Below are 15,062 nucleotides of genomic sequence, written 5' to 3' on the forward strand. Positions count from 1 at the left end.
ATCTTCCCCTTTTTCTGGTTGTTGTTGGCAGTCATGCGATGGCCAGCCCCTCACAGCGCGGACCATCGCTGGATTTACAGCTACTCGGCCCTGCCGCCGGTGGTTTCGAGCCCGCGGCCGGCACGCCAGACCGGATCCGGTCGCGTCCACAGGATGTCCGAGGTGATGAGGCTGGCGACCTCACGCGCATGCAGGGCCAGGAACTTCTCGCCCTTTTCTGCAGTGCCCTTGCTGGGGAAGCCCCAGGTGCCGGTCTTCGGTGCGCGCTCGGAGAAGGAGTAGAAACGCGATGCACCGTGCGGCGCCTCGTTCTGGCCCGCCTGCAGCGCCTCGGCTTCCTTGAACTTGTCGGTTTTGACGATGTCACCGGCAATAGCCAGCATGACGGAGGCCTCGCCCTCGCAGGCATGCTTGGGGCCATCGTCGGATTCGAACAGCGCCGAGGTTTCCTCCTGCGCGAGGAACCATGGTGTCGTCGCCACGATCGGCATGTCGAATTCCACGGCCAGTTCGCGCACGGCGACGGCCAGCGGATCGACATTGCCGCCGTGGCCGTTGACGATGAGCAGGCGAGCAAAGCCGATCGCCTTCAGCGAACGCGCGATCGAACGCAACACGCCGTGATAGGCGGCATAGTCCAATGTGATCGTGCCGCCGAACGGCAGATGATGCTCGCTCATGCCAAGCCAAAGGCCAGGCAGGACGGCCAGCGGCACGTCGTCTGAAACCAGCCGCGCCCCACGCACGGCGGCAGCTGCAGCACTCGCCGTGTCGGTGATCACCGGCAGATGCGGCCCATGCTGTTCAAGCGAACCGACCGGCAGGATGGCCAGCGCATTGCCGCGCTCGGCGATCGCCCGCAACTCCGGCGCCGTCATGCGCGCCCATTCGACTTCCCGAGCCATGAATTCCTCCTCAAACAGCGGTTGCATCGCCGGGCCGAGCCTATTGGCGGTCGGCTCCAGCAAGCGCTGACCATCTGGTTTGTTATTCCCACCCACGCGGCGAGAATTTCATTTTCTGATCCGCTAAATGATTTTCCTTGTTGTCGATATTGTCAACGGCTATCGTCCAATCGACACACTGGACCAACTATTGGGGATTGATGGCCAAGCACCCGAAACTCGGATCGAACCTCAAGGCATTGCGCCAGAAACATGGCTGGAAGCTGAGCGATGTCAGCAGCAAGACCGGCGTGGCGATCTCGACGCTGTCCAAGGTCGAAAACGACCAGATGTCGCTTTCCTATGACAAACTCCTGCAAATCGGCGAGGGGCTCGGCCTGTCGATGGCCGAACTGGTGGCCGAACCTGAGGTACCCGGTCACCCGTTGACCCGGCGCTCGATCAACCTGCATGGCGACGGGCTGCAGCAGAAAACCCAGAATTACGACTATCTCTACCTCAGCACGGAAATCACCAAGAAGCGCATGGTTCCGGTGCTGACGCGCATCACCACCCGCTCGCTGGACGAGTTTGGCCCGCTCATCAAGCATTCCGGCGAGGAGTTCCTGTATGTACTGGAGGGAGCTATCGAGGTGCACACCGAGCACTACGCGCCGGTCCGCCTCGAGAAAGGCGAGAGCATCTACATCGACAGCACCATGGGTCACGCCTATCTCGCCGTCGGCGAAGGCGATGGGCTCGTGCTCGCGGTCTGCTCCAGCGCGCAGCCGGATTTCCAGTCGGCGCTGATCGAGATGCTGGACCACTGAAGCGCTTGACGCCGTTTTCAAATTTTGAAAATGCTTAGCGGATAGGAAATTTGTATGCGCGCCGGCGACCGATCGCTGGTGCCGAAGGATTGCCAATGACGACGCAAGAAGCCGGGCCTGTAAAAGCCGATGTCCTGATCATCGGTGGCGGCATCGCCGGCGCTTCCGTCGGCTACTGGCTGGCGCCGCACCTGAAGACGGTGTTGCTCGAGCGCGAGAGCCAGCCCGGATACCATTCGACCGGCCGCTCGGCCGCGCTGTTCAGCGAAACCTACGGCACGCGCCAGGTGCGCGCATTGACGGCAGCGAGTCGCGCCTTCCTTGAAAATCCTCCGGCCGGCTTCGCGGAGCATCCGATCCTGACGCCGCGCGGCATGCTGGTCGTGGCTTCCGCGGAGCAGGAACACCTGCTTGCCGAACATCAGGATGCGGTCCGTTCGATCGGACTGGCGGGTGAACGACTCGATTTCGAAGGCGCCAGGGCCTGGGTCCCGGTGTTGCGGCCGGAAGGCGTCACCGGCGCCGTCTACAATCCCAATGCCGAGGATATCGACGTGCATGCCCTGCATCAGGGCTATCTGCGCGGCCTGAAACGCGCCGGCGGCACCGTGATCGGCAACGCGGAAGTGACCGCGGCCGAACAAAGCGGGGCCGACTGGCGCCTTGTCGCTTCGGGCAGGGAGTATATTGCGCCGATCGTGATCAACGCCGCGGGGGCCTGGGGCGATGAGATCGGCGCGTTGTTCGGCGCCAGCCCGATCGGATTGGAACCACGCCGGCGCACGGCCTTCGTCTTTGCGCCGCCCGCCGGTCACGACGTCACCCGCTGGCCGATGTTCATCACCGCCGATGAAAGCTGCTACATCAAGCCCGATGCCGGCCTGCTGCTCGGCTCACCAGCCAATGCCGACCTGATGGCGCCGCAGGACGTTCAGCCCGAAATGGAAGACATTGCGCTCGGCATTCATCGCATCGAAGAACTGACGACGCTCTCGGTCGGCCGCCCCAGCCGCGTATGGGCAGGATTGCGATCCTTTGTCAGCGATGGCGATCTGGTCGGGGGTTTCGACGCGAAGGTGCCCGGCCTGTTCTGGCTGGTCGCACAGGGTGGCTACGGTATCCAGACATCCGCCGCCATGGGAGAAGCCTGCGCCGCCCTCGTGCGCGGCCAGCCACTGCCGGCGCGCATCGCCGACTTCGGGCTCGACAATGCCATGCTCAGCCCGAAACGGCTCGACAGATAGCAAGACCGGGACCAATCCGGCGACCAGAGCGCTTCCGTTTTTCAAGGAAACACTCCAACTCTTTGTTTGCCGCATGATCTTGTCCGAAAAGTCCGCAACTTTCCGGGATCATGCTCAAACCGCTTCGCGGCACATGCAAAAAGCCCGCTTCATCTCGCGTGAAGCGGGCTATTTTTTCGCTGCCAAAGCAATCAGCGCGCCGAGAAACCCGGAGGCGTGCGGCCGACGCGCGACTTGCGCGCGGCATAGCGCGCATCGCGCTTGGCCTTGCGTTCGGCCTCATCGGCCAGCAGGCGCGAGATGCGATCATTCTCTTCCGCCTCGCGCAATGCGGCTTCTTCGCGCGCCTTCGCTTCAGCTTCGAGTCTCGCAGCCTCCGCCGCGGCTTCACGCTCCGCCTTTTCAGCGGCTTCGCGTGCCAGGCGTTCCTGCTTCAGCCGAGCCTTCTCGGCTTCACGGATAGCGCGTGCCTCGAGGATCGCCTTGCGTTCCGCCTGGCGAGCCAGCACTGCCGGATCGTCCGCTGCGGGCTTTGCCTTGAAGCGCTCCAGGAGCGCCTTCTTTGCCTCGTTCGCGGCATTGCGCCGCTCGAAAATGTCTTTTTCCCTGTAGATAGCCAAGTCCAGTTCCCTGAAATCTATGTGCGGGGCTTACATACGCGCGCGAAAGCAGAGATCAAGCACCAATTCGGTATGCCAGCCATGAATAGAACGCGCATGTTGCAGCGCAACGACATATTAGCGGGCCGCGCGTCATTTCGAACGCGCGATGGGCACACAAGACTTCGAACCCGCGCCCCGTGCTTTCCGAAATTGATTCCAATTGTCGGAAGGGTGCTTCAACGGCTGGCCCAATCTCCAGATTTGGTACTTCGCTAACCTCACCCTATATGCCCTCGGACCAGCCAGCGGACACGCGCATGACCGATCTTTCCGTTCTCGACCTCTCGCCCGTCGGCGAGGGCAGCACACCAGGGCAGTCTCTTGCCAATACGCTGGACCTTGCCCGCCACGCCGAACGGCTGGGCTACAAGCGCTACTGGCTGGCCGAGCACCATAACATGCCTGGCATTGCCAGCGCCGCGACCGCCGTCGTCATCGCCCATGTCGCAGCCGGCACCAGGACCATTCGCGTCGGCGCCGGCGGCATCATGCTGCCCAACCACGCGCCGCTGGTGATTGCCGAACAGTTCGGCACGCTGGCCGCCCTGCATCCCGGCCGCATCGACCTCGGTCTCGGCCGAGCCCCTGGAACCGACATGATGACGGCACGCGCACTGCGTCGAAACCTCGATGCCGGCGTCGACAACTTCCCGCGCGACGTCGTTGAACTGATGGCCTATTTCGAGCCTGCCGAAGACGGCCAACGCATCCGTGCCGTGCCAGGAGAGGGTGAAGCCGTGCCGGTCTGGATCCTCGGTTCCAGTCTTTATGGCGCGCAACTCGCCGCCATGCTCGGCCTGCCCTACGCCTTCGCCTCGCATTTCGCGCCGGCGGAGCTGGACCACGCGCTCGAGGTCTATCGCACGCGGTTCGAGCCTTCCCAGCATCTCGACAAACCGCGCGTCATGCTCGGCATCAATGTGATCGCGGCACCGACCGACGCGGAAGCAAGGCTGCTGTTCACCTCGCTGCAGCAGGCTTTCGTGAACCTGCGCAGTGGCCGCCCGGGTCGGCTGCCGCCACCGGTCGAGAATTTTGACCGCGATCTCGATCCCGTGGCGCGCACCATGCTGAATCAGGCGCTGTCCTGCGCCGTGGTCGGCTCGCCTGAAACGGTGAAGCAGGGCGTCGAGGCTTTCATCGCGCGCACCGGCGCCGACGAGCTGATGGTGACGGCCCAGGTCTTCGATCACGCCGCCCGGGTGCGTTCCTTCGAGATGCTTGCAGATATCCATCGGGGCATGTCGAAGGCTGCGTGATCGCCGTTGCGGGCTATTTCAGCGCCCGCACCAGTTCCGCGTCGGGATAGCAGGTCGCGGCGCGGCCGTTCCTGGCCTGCCATTCGCCGATCGAACGCCGCGTCTTGAAGCCCGGAAGGCCATCGGCGCTGCCGACGTCATAGCCCTTCTTTTCCAGCACGCGCTGCAGGCTGGCGATATCCGACCTGTAAAGTCCTCCCACCGCTCCCCATTCCGCCGAAAACCGGTGATCGCCCTGCGCTATGCGATCAGCGCCCAGGCCGATGAACAGCGCATAGAGGTCTGAGGTGTTGTATTCCTTCAGCACATAAAAGTTCGGTGTCACCAGGAATGCCGGGCCATGGCGGCCGGCGGGCATCATCAGGAATGCCTCGGCTGCATTTTCGCCGGGCGGGAACGGCTTGCCGTCGACCCGCCTGATGCCGAGCTTGTTCCAGGCCGAGACCGGCTTGCCGCGATCAGGCCCTTCCAGCGCGCAGGAGACCGTATCCGGCGCGGTGACCTCGTAGCCCCAGCCGCGCCCTTTCACCCAGCCGTAGTGGACGAGATAGTTGGCGATCGATCCCATGACGTCCGGTACCGAGTTCCAGATGTCGGTCTTGCCGTCGCCGTCGAAGTCGACTGCGTGCTTGAGGAATGAGGTCGGCATGAACTGCGGCTGCCCGAGCGCGCCGGCCCAGGACGATTTCATCGCTCCGACCGGAGCAAGACCGCGCTGCACGATTTCCAGCGCTGCCAGCAGTTCCTGACGGAACATGTCCTTGCGCGTTGCCAGAAAAGCCTTGGTGCCCAACACTTCGAAGGCATCGTAGGGGATCTTCGCCGCGCCGAAGCCGCTTTCGCGGCCCCAGATCGCCAGCACCACCGATCCCGGCACGCCGTAGCGCTTCTCGATCTGGCGCAGCGTCGCGGCGTATTTCCCAGCGCGGGCACGTCCGCCATTGGAAACCGCCGCCACGATCTTTTCGGCAAAATAGGCGCCTGGAGAACCGAACTCGGCCTGGTGCTGTTTCTTCGGTGTCTTCGGCTTTTCCCCCGGCAGCACGAGATCGGGCAGCTTGAGATTCGATTTCACGCCGTCGAAGGCAGCATTGAACGTCGCCTGCGAAATGCCCTTTGCCTTGGCCTCCGGCCAGAGATCGTTCTGCAGCCAGGTCCGGAACTGGTCATCGACGGTCGCAGCCGAAACGGAACCCGCGAAGCTCGCAACAAGGGCAGCGAGCAGAAACAGCCGTTTCAGCGAGGGGAACAGAAAGCTGCCAGGGAAACGGTTCATCCTGTCTCCTCGAGAATCTCGTTCAGAATGTCGTGCGCGACTTCAACGCCGCGGCCAGCGTGCCCTCGTCGAGATAATCGAGTTCGCCACCCACCGGCACGCCATGCGCAAGCCTTGTCACTTTCACATCAAAGCTGGAGAGCTGGTCGGTAAGGTAGTGTGCCGTCGTCTGCCCCTCGACCGTGGCGTTGACGGCGAGAATGACTTCCTTGACCGCACCGGCAGCGATCCGATCCACAAGTGAACGGATATTCAGCTGGTCGGGACCGATGCCGTCGAGCGGCGAAAGCGTGCCGCCGAGGACATGGTAGCGAACATTCATGGCCGCCGCCCGTTCCAGCGCCCAAAGATCCGAAACATCTTCGACCACGATCAGCGTGGCTTCATCGCGGCGCGGGTCGGTGCAGATCATGCAAGGATCGGCGGTATCGACGTTGCCGCAGGTCGAGCAGATGCGCACCTTCTCGACCGCCTCGCCCATGGCATTGGCCAAGGGTGCCAGGAGTTGATCCTTTTTCTTGATGAGGTGCAGGGCCGCGCGGCGCGCCGAACGCGGTCCCAGCCCGGGCACCTTGGCCAGAAGCTGGATCAGGCGTTCGATTTCAGGACCGGCGATTCGCTTGGACATCGCACCGATGTAGGATTTTTTCAGCCGCTTTGGAACTGAGCAGCAACGGCGCCCGCGCCGTTGCTGATGAACGCTGTCGGTAGCCCGAGGCTCAGCCCTCCATACGAATCACTGCAGCGGGCGGCTTTCCGACACGATCAGAGCGCCGATGGCATCGGTGTTTTCCGGCGTCGACTGGAACGACATCACGACGTCAGGCTCGGATGTCGTCGCCGAGGCCAGAACAGGCTGCGGCCTTTCGCTTGGCACCGCCGAAGCGGTCTTGAACGGAAGTCGGGCCGGTTCGGCCGAGGCCACCATAACCGGCGCGGCGGCCGTGGCTGGCGCCGGCTTTGTCGAAACAAACGCCGTCGCCGGGATCGTGGCAGCCGAGGCGACAGCAACGGTCTCAACCGGAGCAACCGGCGCCGCCGAGGCCATCATGGTGGCGCCTTCTTCCGGCAGCGGCTGCCAGTTGCGGCCGCGCTTCTCGTAGAAGGCGTTGCCACCAGCGACCAGCACGTAGTGCATGTTCTTGTAAGGGAACTTGAGGCCGGCCGTATGGAAGAACATCGAGTTCTTGGCCTTGGTCGAGCGTTCGCCCTTGAGCACCGCCTCGGCAGCATCCATGACATCAGGCAAGGCCTTGGAGTTCATGCGACGGGTCATCACGCCCGGCGCGAACTGGCCTGGCTGACCAACAACGGTGCAGATGTTGTCGCCATACTTGCCCGAGCGCAGGCGGTTCATCACCACCGTGCCGACGGCGACCATGCCATCGCGGCTGGAACGATTCGATTCGAAGAACATCGCGCGCGCCAGGCATTCCTTGTCGCGGCTGGTGTAGCGGTAAGCGCCGACCTTGGAACTGGGGGCAACCGAATCGGAGAGCTTGGCAACGGACAGGCCGTGACTGCCGGTGGTCTGGCTGCAAGCAGCCAGGAAGAGCGGGCCTAGGACAACCGTCCCGAGGGCGATCAGCTTTTTCCAACGCGTGGCGATCAACAAACGTCCCTCATTCTTGCTGCCGCCTTGTCCCCAGGATATGCGGCAAGAATGAGACACTTTCGGGCAAAAAGATGGCCAAAGCCTTACTTTGCCGAACAAGGTGAACAATTCGTGGATTTAACGAAGTCGTTACCGAGTGGTTAAGCCCAGGATATAACGCAATATTTCATCCTGTAACAAAAAAGGAGCAAGAGAAACACACCTGATATTCTAAGCGATTTCTCTTGCTTCCTTCAGAAATACTTATTCCTTCGAATTAAAATGGCAGCTTCATGCCGGGCGGCAGAGGCAAACCGGCAGTCAAAGCCTTGGTTTTTTCCTGCATGATCTGTTCGACCTTGACCTTGGCGTCGTTGTGGGCGGCCAAAATAAGGTCTTCCAGGATTTCGACCTCGTCTTCCTTGAAGAGGGATGGATCGATCTTCAGCACCTTCATCTCGAATTTGCCGGTCAGCGTCACATTGACCAACCCGCCGCCGGCCTGGCCGGTGGCTTCGAGATTCGCGATCTCCTCCTGCATGGACTGGAACTTGGCCTGCATTTCCTTTGCCTTGCCCATCAGGCCGAGCAGATCTTTCATCGTCTGATCCTTCTCAAAAATCGATGTCGTCGTCCGAAGCCGGCTCCACCGGCTGGTCGGCATCTTCGCTTTCTTCATTCGGCGCATCGGGAATGCGCACGTCGATGATCTTCGCGCCTGGAAAACGGGCGAGAATGGCCGCCACCGCCGGATCGGCGCGCGCGTCGGAGAAGGCGATCTCGCGACGCGTCGTCTCGACCTCGGCCATCGTCTGGCCGCCCTCTTCCTTCGACAATGACACCAGCCAGCTGCGGCCCGTCCAGGCCCGCAGCTTCGAGGTCATTTCGTTGAGCAGCATCTTCGGCGCGTCTTCGGTCAACGTCACATCGATGCGACCCGGCTCGAAGCTCACCGGACGAACGTAGCGCTTGATCTGCACCTTGAAGGCGATGTCGCGGTTCTGATCGGCAAGAGCGATGATGTCGGCCAGGGATTTGACCGGTACGGACTGCTGCTCCTGTGCCGGCTCCGGTGCCGGCACGAAAGCGGGAGATTGAACGGGCTCGACCAGGCGCATGGTCTGTCCGCCGCCGGGCGTGACCGGCATGCGAACCGATGCGGTGGCCATGGCCGCGCCACCGTTTCCGCCACCGGGAGCAGGGGCGCCATTCGCGCGCGCGGCTGTGCCAGGCGCCGGCTGCCCGTTCTCCAGCGACTTCAGGGCCTCATCGAGCGTCGGCAGGTCGGCGGCATGGGCAAGTCGAATCAGCACCATCTCGGCGGCACTCACCGGGCGGTTGGAACTTTGCACTTCCGGGATGCCCTTGAGCAGCATCTGCCAGGCACGGGACAGCACCCGTACCGACAAGGTGCGCGAAAATTCGACGCCGCGCGTGCGTTCATCCTCGCTGAGCGCTGCATCGTCTGCCGCTCCTGGCACGAATCGCAAGCGCGTGACGAGGTGGGTGAATTCGGCCAGATCGGTCAGCACGGCCGCGGGATCGGCACCAACATCGTAGAGCGCCCTGAGCCCCTGCAGTGCAGAGGCGATATCGCCTCTCATGATGTGTTCGAACAGGTCGACGATGCGGGCGCGGTCGGCGAGGCCGAGCATCGCGCGCACCGCTTCCGCCGTGACATTGCCGGCACTGTGGGCAATGGCCTGGTCGAAGATCGACTGGGCGTCGCGCATCGAGCCTTCGGCAGCGCGGGCGACCATGGCAAGCGCATCGTCGTCGGCCTCGATCTGCTCGAGGCCGGCGATGCGTTTCAGATCCGCCTTGATCATCGCGGCATCGATACGACGCAGGTCGAAACGCTGGCAGCGCGACAACACCGTGATCGGAACCTTGCGGATCTCGGTGGTGGCGAAGATGAACTTCACATGCGGCGGCGGCTCTTCCAGCGTCTTCAGCAGGCCATTGAAGGCCTGCGTGGAAAGCATGTGCACCTCGTCGATGATGTAGACCTTGTAGCGCGCGGAGACAGGCGCGTAGCGGACACGATCGATGATGTCGCGAATGTCGTCGATGCCGGTATGGGAGGCGGCATCCATCTCGATGACATCGACGTGGCGACCTTCCATGATCGCCTGGCAATGCTCGCCGGGCACCGAAAGATCGACGGAAGGGCGATCGATTTCGGCAGTCCTGTAGTTGAGCGCTCGCGCCAGGATGCGCGCGGTGGTTGTCTTTCCGACGCCGCGCACACCCGTCAGCATCCACGCCTGTGCGACACGTCCGGTGGAAAAGGCGTTGGTGAGTGTCCGAACCATCGGCTCCTGGCCGATCAGTTCGGAGAAATTGGATGGCCGGTATTTGCGCGCCAGGACGCGATAACCGCCAGGGGCCTTTTCCGGTGCGGGATTGTTTCCGGCTTCGCTCATCCGCCCTGACTGCTCCCTGGAGCCTGTTTCCGCAAATAAGTTTCGCCCGCCAAGCTGCGCGCCATCATTGTTCGCGACAGAAGGACCGCGGGAGAAGAGCGAAGAGGCGGGAGGCTGGAACAATGACCCGTTCCGGGCTCGTTAGGGCTGCTTCCTTCCGGACCTGACCCGGTTGGCGAGTGGATCGTCCACCACCAACCTCCCAACCCCCATATCGGCAATTTGACGCCAGAATGCAAGGGTCAAGCAAGGGTCCGGAACAGCCATGGCTTCTTGGGGCAGACAGAATGAAGGGCTTGCGACGAAACCGGCGCCGTTTTAGCCTCCTGTCAAATCTCTGGGGGAATGCCGATGCTGCCTGGCCTCAAGGCCGGATTTTCGCTGGACGCCCGGTTGGAGGCGGACAGCGAACAATTGCTGTGGCTCGGCCTGTGCGAACTGCGCATCATGAACGATTGCCGCTGGCCCTGGCTGATCCTGGTGCCGCAGCGACCCGGCATCGAAGAGTTGCACGACCTCACCCCGTTGGACCAGGCGATGCTGACCTTCGAGGCCAACATGGTAGGGCAGGCGCTGAAGCAAGCCACCGCGTGCACCAAGATCAACACTGCCGCACTCGGCAACATCGTGCGCCAGCTGCATGTCCACGTCATCGCCCGCAACGAAGGCGACACGGCCTGGCCCGGGCCGGTCTGGGGCCATGGGCCGCGGGAGCCCTACAAACGTTCCGATCTCCATCGGTTTGCCGAACAGATCAAGGCGGCGCTATAACGCGCCGACAACTTCGCCGAGTTCCCGAGTCTCTCCATGACCTTTCGCCTGTTCGACGCACCCTTGCGCGAGCCCAGTCAATTCGTCGGCTTTGCCGGCAACCGCATCGACCGCCAATCCGAGAATCGCTCCGACGATTGCGTGGAAATCGCGCTCAAGGATCCCGCGGCGCGCATCCTGCCGATGCGCGACGGTCGCCTCTATCTGAAGCTGAAGGATGGTGGCGCCTTTGATCCCTGGTTCGACCTGGCCGAAAGCGCCGGCGTCGAAACCACGCTTTCAGCGGCGATCCTGCTGGGATACGCCGAGGGGCAACCGATCCTGGCGGCGCCCGCGGCCATGGCCCCGGAAGCACTGCCGGAAACCATCAAGGCCATCGATCACCGCTCGGTCTATATCCAGGGGCTGATCGACGAAGCCGCGTTAGGCGCGCTGGCACAGGGGGCCGCGCTGCTGTCCTGGAATGCCAGCCATCGTTTCTGCTCGAAATGTGGAAATCCGTCCGAAATGCGCGCCGGCGGCTACAAGCGCCATTGCCCGGCCTGCGGCACCGACCATTTTCCACGCACCGACCCGGTGGCGATCATGCTGACGGTCTCGCGCGAGCGATGCCTGTTGGGCCGCGGCCCGCATTTCGCGCCCGGCATGTATTCTTCGCTCGCAGGGTTCATCGAACCTGGCGAAACGATCGAGGCAGCGGTGCGCCGCGAGACCCTGGAAGAGGCCGGCATCCGGCTCGGCCGCGTCGTCTACCACGCCAGCCAGCCCTGGCCGTTCCCCTATTCATTGATGATCGGCTGTTTTGGCGAAGCGCTGAACGAGGACATCCAGGCCGACCTCAGCGAACTGGAGGACTGCCGCTGGTTTTCGCGCGACGAGACGCGGCTGATGCTGGAGCGGCGGCATCCGGAAGGGCTGATGACGCCCCCGCCGGGCGCCATCGCGCATCACCTGATCAAGGCCTGGCTGGATAGCGGAGGCTGAGCGCAGCGGTCTGGAAATAGCCGCTGCTCGCTCCGATATGACGACTTCCACGCGGAGCCGTGTGGAGGTCGCTACCCTTGAAGCAGGAGCATTCCTTGATCCGACGCCAGACACTCAACCCCGCCGGACTGTTCGACAGCCGGCAATATGGTTTCAGCCAGGCAGTGGTGGTCGAAGGCGGGCGCAGGATGCTCCTGTCCGGCCAGGTCGGCGTCGATGAACATGAAAAGACCGTCGAGGGCGGGATGGGTCCGCAGACGGTCAAGGCCCTCGACAACATCGACTATCTGCTGAAACAGGCCGGCGGCGACCTTTCGCACGTCGTGATGCTGCGCATCTATATCGCGCAGGCAGCCCAAGACGACCAGGGGCCGATCACGGAGGCCCTGCGCCGTTACTTCCCGACCGATCCGCCGCCTTCGTCCTGGATCATCGTCACCGGCCTGTCGCTGCCGGAATGGCTGATCGAGATCGAAGCGGAAGCGGTATTGCCTTAGAGCATTTTGTAGCCAAGTGGAATCACCTGGCGTTACAAAAATGCAACGAAAACAAAAACTTAGAGCGTTTCCGTGAAAAACGGAAACGCTCTAGTCCGCCACTTTCCACTGCTCGCGCGAATCGCTGGCCGGATAGACGCCGAGGATGCGCACTTCCTTGGAGAAGAAGCGCAGTTCCTCGAGCGCGTTCTTGACGCCGGGATCCTCAGGATGGCCTTCGATGTCGGCGTAGAACAACGTCGCGGTGAAGGCGCCGAGCTGATAGCTCTCCAGCTTGGTCATGTTGACACCGTTGGTGGCGAAGCCGCCCATCGCCTTGTAGAGCGCGGCCGGCACGTTGCGCACGCGGAAGATGAAGGTGGTCATCATCCTGGTGTCGGGCGAGGGGCGCTGCACCCAGTGCTTCGACTTGGTCAGGACGACGAAGCGGGTGACGTTGGAATCGGTATCCTCGACATTTTCTTCCAGGATATCGAGGCCGTAGAGCGAAGCAGCCAGCCGCGGCGCCAGGGAGGCCATCGTGCGATCCTTCTCGGCGGCCACGAATTTCGCCGAACCGGCGGTGTCGCCGGCCACGACCGGCTTCCAGCCGTTCTTGCGGATGTATTTCCGGCATTGGCCGAGCGCATGGATATGACTGTGCACGGTCTTGATCTCGGAGCGCTGCACGCCTGGCAGCACCATCAGCTGGAAATGGATCGGCAGGAAATATTCGCCGATGATGTGCAGCTTCGATTCCGGCAGAAGATGATGGATGTCGGCGACGCGCCCGGCGATGGTGTTCTCGATCGGGATCATCGCGAGATCGGCCTTGCCGGTCTCCACGGCGTTGAAGGCATCCTCGAATGTCGGGCAGGGCAACGGCTCCATCGTCGGAAACATGTTGCGGCTGGCGGTATCGGAATTGGCGCCGGGTTCGCCCTGGAACGAGATGCGGTTGGTGGGGGCAGGAGACATTCTTGGCCAGGCCTTCGTCAGTGAGACAGGATTTCGCGCGCGCGTTCCAGATCCTCGGGCGTGTCGACGCCGAGCGGCACCGAGCGCACGATTTCGGCATCGATGCGCATGCCGGCTTCCAGCGCGCGCAGTTGCTCGAGGCTTTCCCGGCGCTCCAGAACCGACTGCTTCAGCGCCACGAACCGTTCGAGCGCGGTGCGGCGATAGGCGTAGAGCCCGACATGGTGATAAAGCGGACCGTCCCCCCAGGGGGCGGTTGCGCGTGTAAAATAAAGCGCCCGCAGCCGTGTCTCGGACAGTGGCGAACCGACGATCTTGACCACGTTGGGGTTGGTCTTCTCTTCCGGGCGAACGATCTCGACGCCAAGCGTGGCGATGTCGACGGCCTTGTATTCGAACGGCTTCAGCGCCGCACGGATGATGGCCGGCTCGACGGTCGGCAGGTCGCCCTGGACATTGACGATCGTCTCGATCTCGCCTTTCGGATCGAAGGTGCTGAGCGCCTCGAAAATACGGTCCGAGCCGGACTGATGGTCGGCGCGGGTCATCACCGCCTCGAAACCATGCGCGCGCACCGCTTCGGCCACCGCCTCGGTGTCCGTCGCGACCGCCACACGGCCGAGATCGGCCTCGGCGGCGCGGGCGGCGACATGCACGATCATCGGCTTGCCGGCGATGTCGGCAAGCGGCTTGCCGGGCAGCCGGGTGGAAGCCATGCGGGCGGGAATCAGGATCAATGTCGACATGATTGGCGCGGAACGGAACGGGCAGGGCGAAAAGTGGCAAAAGGTCTCACAGGAAGCGCCCTTATAGGTGTTGCAACCGAATAGCAAAAGACCTAGTTTCCGCCCGATTTGACCCCCTCGACGGGGAGGGTCTCGATACCGACAGCCGGAAGGACGGAACGGTCTGCCGGAAAAGGGAGCTGGGGTTTATGGATTCCAACGAAGTCAACAAGGTACTGGCCGGCCTGCTCGGAACCGTGTTCGTGGTTTTTTCGGTCGGTATCGTATCCGACTCGCTGTTCGCCTCGCCAAAGCCCGAGAAGCCCGGCTTCACGATCGAGGCGGCTGAACCCGAAGCCGGCGGCGGCGGCGGCAAGGAAGCCAAGGCGGCGACGCCGGTTGCCGATCTTCTGGCGGCAGGCAAGGCCGAAGCCGGTGCCACCGTTTTCAAGAAGTGCCAGGCCTGCCACAGCGGCGAGAAGGGCGGCCCCAACAAGATCGGTCCGGATCTGTGGGACATCGTCAATCGCCCGGTCGCCCATCACGAAGGCTTTGCGTATTCGGCCGGCATGAAGGATTTCGCCAAGGGCGACAACAAGTGGACGTTCGAGAACCTGAACCACTTCCTGACCTCGCCGAAGGGTCTCGTGAAGGGTACGGCCATGGGCTTCGCCGGCCTGCCCAAGGATGAGGACCGCGGCAACCTGCTTGCCTATCTGCGCACGCTGTCCGACAGCCCGGCGCCTCTGCCTGAGGCCGGTGCTGCGCCTGCAGCCACTCCAGCGGCTGCGCCAGCCGACGCCAAGCCGGCCAACTGACGAATTTGTAATCGCTGCAATCACGAAAAAGCCGGGTTTGACCCGGCTTTTTTGTTGCGCGCATGGAATTAGGTGGTTTCAGCCGGTTTTCGCTGGCCGCGAATAAGCTAAAGTGCCTGTTCGAATATGCCGTCA

The 15,062-nt window shown here is 62.8% G+C and carries 16 protein-coding genes and 1 other RNA gene; 7 read left to right on the forward strand and 10 right to left on the reverse strand.

Annotated features, from left to right (window positions below):
- Positions 1 to 80: 80 nt before the first annotated feature.
- Entirely contained in the window at positions 81 to 905 is an 825-nt protein-coding gene (locus tag ACFWYE_RS24380) for a creatininase family protein (RefSeq protein WP_379114837.1), read from the reverse strand.
- A 200-nt stretch (positions 906 to 1,105) separates the two neighbouring features.
- On the opposite strand from ACFWYE_RS24380, the gene ACFWYE_RS24385 reads away from it, so the two are divergent.
- Positions 1,106 to 1,714 (forward strand): helix-turn-helix domain-containing protein, encoded by a 609-nt coding sequence (locus ACFWYE_RS24385; protein WP_379064981.1) that lies wholly within the window; start codon positions 1,106 to 1,108, stop codon positions 1,712 to 1,714.
- A 95-nt stretch (positions 1,715 to 1,809) separates the two neighbouring features.
- Positions 1,810 to 2,958: an NAD(P)/FAD-dependent oxidoreductase gene (locus ACFWYE_RS24390; protein ID WP_379064983.1), complete on the forward strand. Its 1,149-nt coding sequence runs from the start codon at positions 1,810 to 1,812 to the stop codon at positions 2,956 to 2,958.
- Positions 2,959 to 3,149: 191 nt separating this feature from the next.
- Here the strand turns inward: ACFWYE_RS24390 and ACFWYE_RS24395 are convergent, their stop codons facing one another.
- Entirely contained in the window at positions 3,150 to 3,578 is a 429-nt protein-coding gene (locus ACFWYE_RS24395; RefSeq protein WP_326892945.1) for a DUF6481 family protein, read from the reverse strand.
- Between the two features lie 299 nt (positions 3,579 to 3,877).
- On the opposite strand from ACFWYE_RS24395, the gene ACFWYE_RS24400 reads away from it, so the two are divergent.
- Positions 3,878 to 4,879 (forward strand): LLM class flavin-dependent oxidoreductase, encoded by a 1,002-nt coding sequence (locus ACFWYE_RS24400; RefSeq protein WP_379064986.1) that lies wholly within the window; start codon positions 3,878 to 3,880, stop codon positions 4,877 to 4,879.
- Between the two features lie 13 nt (positions 4,880 to 4,892).
- On the opposite strand, the gene ACFWYE_RS24405 is transcribed toward ACFWYE_RS24400, so the two are convergent.
- The 6 genes from ACFWYE_RS24405 to ffs all read right to left on the reverse strand — a co-directional run bounded on the left by ACFWYE_RS24405 (position 4,893) and on the right by ffs (position 10,378).
- On the reverse strand, positions 4,893 to 6,155 hold the full coding sequence (locus ACFWYE_RS24405; protein ID WP_379114838.1) for a lytic murein transglycosylase: 1,263 nt from the start codon (positions 6,153 to 6,155) through the stop codon (positions 4,893 to 4,895).
- A gap of 22 nt (positions 6,156 to 6,177) precedes the next feature.
- On the reverse strand, positions 6,178 to 6,783 hold the full coding sequence (gene recR, locus ACFWYE_RS24410) for a recombination mediator RecR (RefSeq protein ID WP_379114839.1): 606 nt from the start codon (positions 6,781 to 6,783) through the stop codon (positions 6,178 to 6,180).
- A 108-nt stretch (positions 6,784 to 6,891) separates the two neighbouring features.
- Positions 6,892 to 7,767: a cell wall hydrolase gene (locus ACFWYE_RS24415; protein WP_379064988.1), complete on the reverse strand. Its 876-nt coding sequence runs from the start codon at positions 7,765 to 7,767 to the stop codon at positions 6,892 to 6,894.
- A 259-nt stretch (positions 7,768 to 8,026) separates the two neighbouring features.
- Entirely contained in the window at positions 8,027 to 8,350 is a 324-nt protein-coding gene (locus ACFWYE_RS24420; RefSeq protein ID WP_054311855.1) for a YbaB/EbfC family nucleoid-associated protein, read from the reverse strand.
- Between the two features lie 13 nt (positions 8,351 to 8,363).
- Positions 8,364 to 10,175 (reverse strand): DNA polymerase III subunit gamma/tau, encoded by a 1,812-nt coding sequence (locus tag ACFWYE_RS24425; RefSeq protein WP_379064990.1) that lies wholly within the window; start codon positions 10,173 to 10,175, stop codon positions 8,364 to 8,366.
- Between the two features lie 106 nt (positions 10,176 to 10,281).
- Positions 10,282 to 10,378, reverse strand: an RNA gene (ffs, locus tag ACFWYE_RS24430) — signal recognition particle sRNA small type.
- A 148-nt stretch (positions 10,379 to 10,526) separates the two neighbouring features.
- Between ffs and ACFWYE_RS24435 the strand changes: the two genes are divergently transcribed.
- From ACFWYE_RS24435 to ACFWYE_RS24445, 3 genes are all read left to right on the forward strand, one after another.
- Positions 10,527 to 10,946: an HIT domain-containing protein gene (locus ACFWYE_RS24435; RefSeq protein WP_379064992.1), complete on the forward strand. Its 420-nt coding sequence runs from the start codon at positions 10,527 to 10,529 to the stop codon at positions 10,944 to 10,946.
- 36 nt (positions 10,947 to 10,982) lie between these two features.
- Positions 10,983 to 11,930 carry an NAD(+) diphosphatase gene (gene nudC, locus ACFWYE_RS24440; protein WP_379114840.1) on the forward strand — a complete coding sequence of 316 codons (948 nt, stop codon included), beginning with the start codon at positions 10,983 to 10,985 and terminating at the stop codon, positions 11,928 to 11,930.
- Between the two features lie 95 nt (positions 11,931 to 12,025).
- On the forward strand, positions 12,026 to 12,427 hold the full coding sequence (locus tag ACFWYE_RS24445) for a RidA family protein (RefSeq protein WP_379114842.1): 402 nt from the start codon (positions 12,026 to 12,028) through the stop codon (positions 12,425 to 12,427).
- A gap of 90 nt (positions 12,428 to 12,517) precedes the next feature.
- On the opposite strand, the gene ACFWYE_RS24450 is transcribed toward ACFWYE_RS24445, so the two are convergent.
- Complete coding sequence (locus tag ACFWYE_RS24450) at positions 12,518 to 13,384, reverse strand: prephenate dehydratase (protein WP_379064998.1); 867 nt, start codon at positions 13,382 to 13,384, stop codon at positions 12,518 to 12,520.
- 17 nt (positions 13,385 to 13,401) lie between these two features.
- On the reverse strand, positions 13,402 to 14,130 hold the full coding sequence (locus ACFWYE_RS24455) for a 3-deoxy-manno-octulosonate cytidylyltransferase (protein WP_379114843.1): 729 nt from the start codon (positions 14,128 to 14,130) through the stop codon (positions 13,402 to 13,404).
- 188 nt (positions 14,131 to 14,318) lie between these two features.
- Between ACFWYE_RS24455 and ACFWYE_RS24460 the strand changes: the two genes are divergently transcribed.
- Entirely contained in the window at positions 14,319 to 14,927 is a 609-nt protein-coding gene (locus tag ACFWYE_RS24460) for a c-type cytochrome (protein ID WP_379114844.1), read from the forward strand.
- Positions 14,928 to 15,062: the final 135 nt, after the last annotated feature.

The sequence above is a fragment of the Mesorhizobium sp. NPDC059025 genome (assembly GCF_042739655.1).
Classification (GTDB): domain Bacteria; phylum Pseudomonadota; class Alphaproteobacteria; order Rhizobiales; family Rhizobiaceae; genus Mesorhizobium.

Excerpts from the sequence above, each read along its gene's own strand:
- ACFWYE_RS24380 (WP_379114837.1), bottom strand. The coding sequence starts at position 905 with ATGGCTCGGGAAGTCGAATGGGCGCGCATGACGGCGCCGGAGTTGCGG.
- ACFWYE_RS24385 (WP_379064981.1), top strand. The coding sequence starts at position 1,106 with ATGGCCAAGCACCCGAAACTCGGATCGAACCTCAAGGCATTGCGCCAG.
- ACFWYE_RS24390 (WP_379064983.1), top strand. The coding sequence starts at position 1,810 with ATGACGACGCAAGAAGCCGGGCCTGTAAAAGCCGATGTCCTGATCATC.
- ACFWYE_RS24400 (WP_379064986.1), top strand. The coding sequence starts at position 3,878 with ATGACCGATCTTTCCGTTCTCGACCTCTCGCCCGTCGGCGAGGGCAGC.
- ACFWYE_RS24405 (WP_379114838.1), bottom strand. The coding sequence starts at position 6,155 with ATGAACCGTTTCCCTGGCAGCTTTCTGTTCCCCTCGCTGAAACGGCTG.
- recR (WP_379114839.1), bottom strand. The coding sequence starts at position 6,783 with ATGTCCAAGCGAATCGCCGGTCCTGAAATCGAACGCCTGATCCAGCTT.
- ACFWYE_RS24420 (WP_054311855.1), bottom strand. The coding sequence starts at position 8,350 with ATGAAAGATCTGCTCGGCCTGATGGGCAAGGCAAAGGAAATGCAGGCC.
- ACFWYE_RS24425 (WP_379064990.1), bottom strand. The coding sequence starts at position 10,175 with ATGAGCGAAGCCGGAAACAATCCCGCACCGGAAAAGGCCCCTGGCGGT.
- ACFWYE_RS24435 (WP_379064992.1), top strand. The coding sequence starts at position 10,527 with ATGCTGCCTGGCCTCAAGGCCGGATTTTCGCTGGACGCCCGGTTGGAG.
- nudC (WP_379114840.1), top strand. The coding sequence starts at position 10,983 with ATGACCTTTCGCCTGTTCGACGCACCCTTGCGCGAGCCCAGTCAATTC.
- ACFWYE_RS24450 (WP_379064998.1), bottom strand. The coding sequence starts at position 13,384 with ATGTCTCCTGCCCCCACCAACCGCATCTCGTTCCAGGGCGAACCCGGC.
- ACFWYE_RS24455 (WP_379114843.1), bottom strand. The coding sequence starts at position 14,130 with ATGTCGACATTGATCCTGATTCCCGCCCGCATGGCTTCCACCCGGCTG.
- ACFWYE_RS24460 (WP_379114844.1), top strand. The coding sequence starts at position 14,319 with ATGGATTCCAACGAAGTCAACAAGGTACTGGCCGGCCTGCTCGGAACC.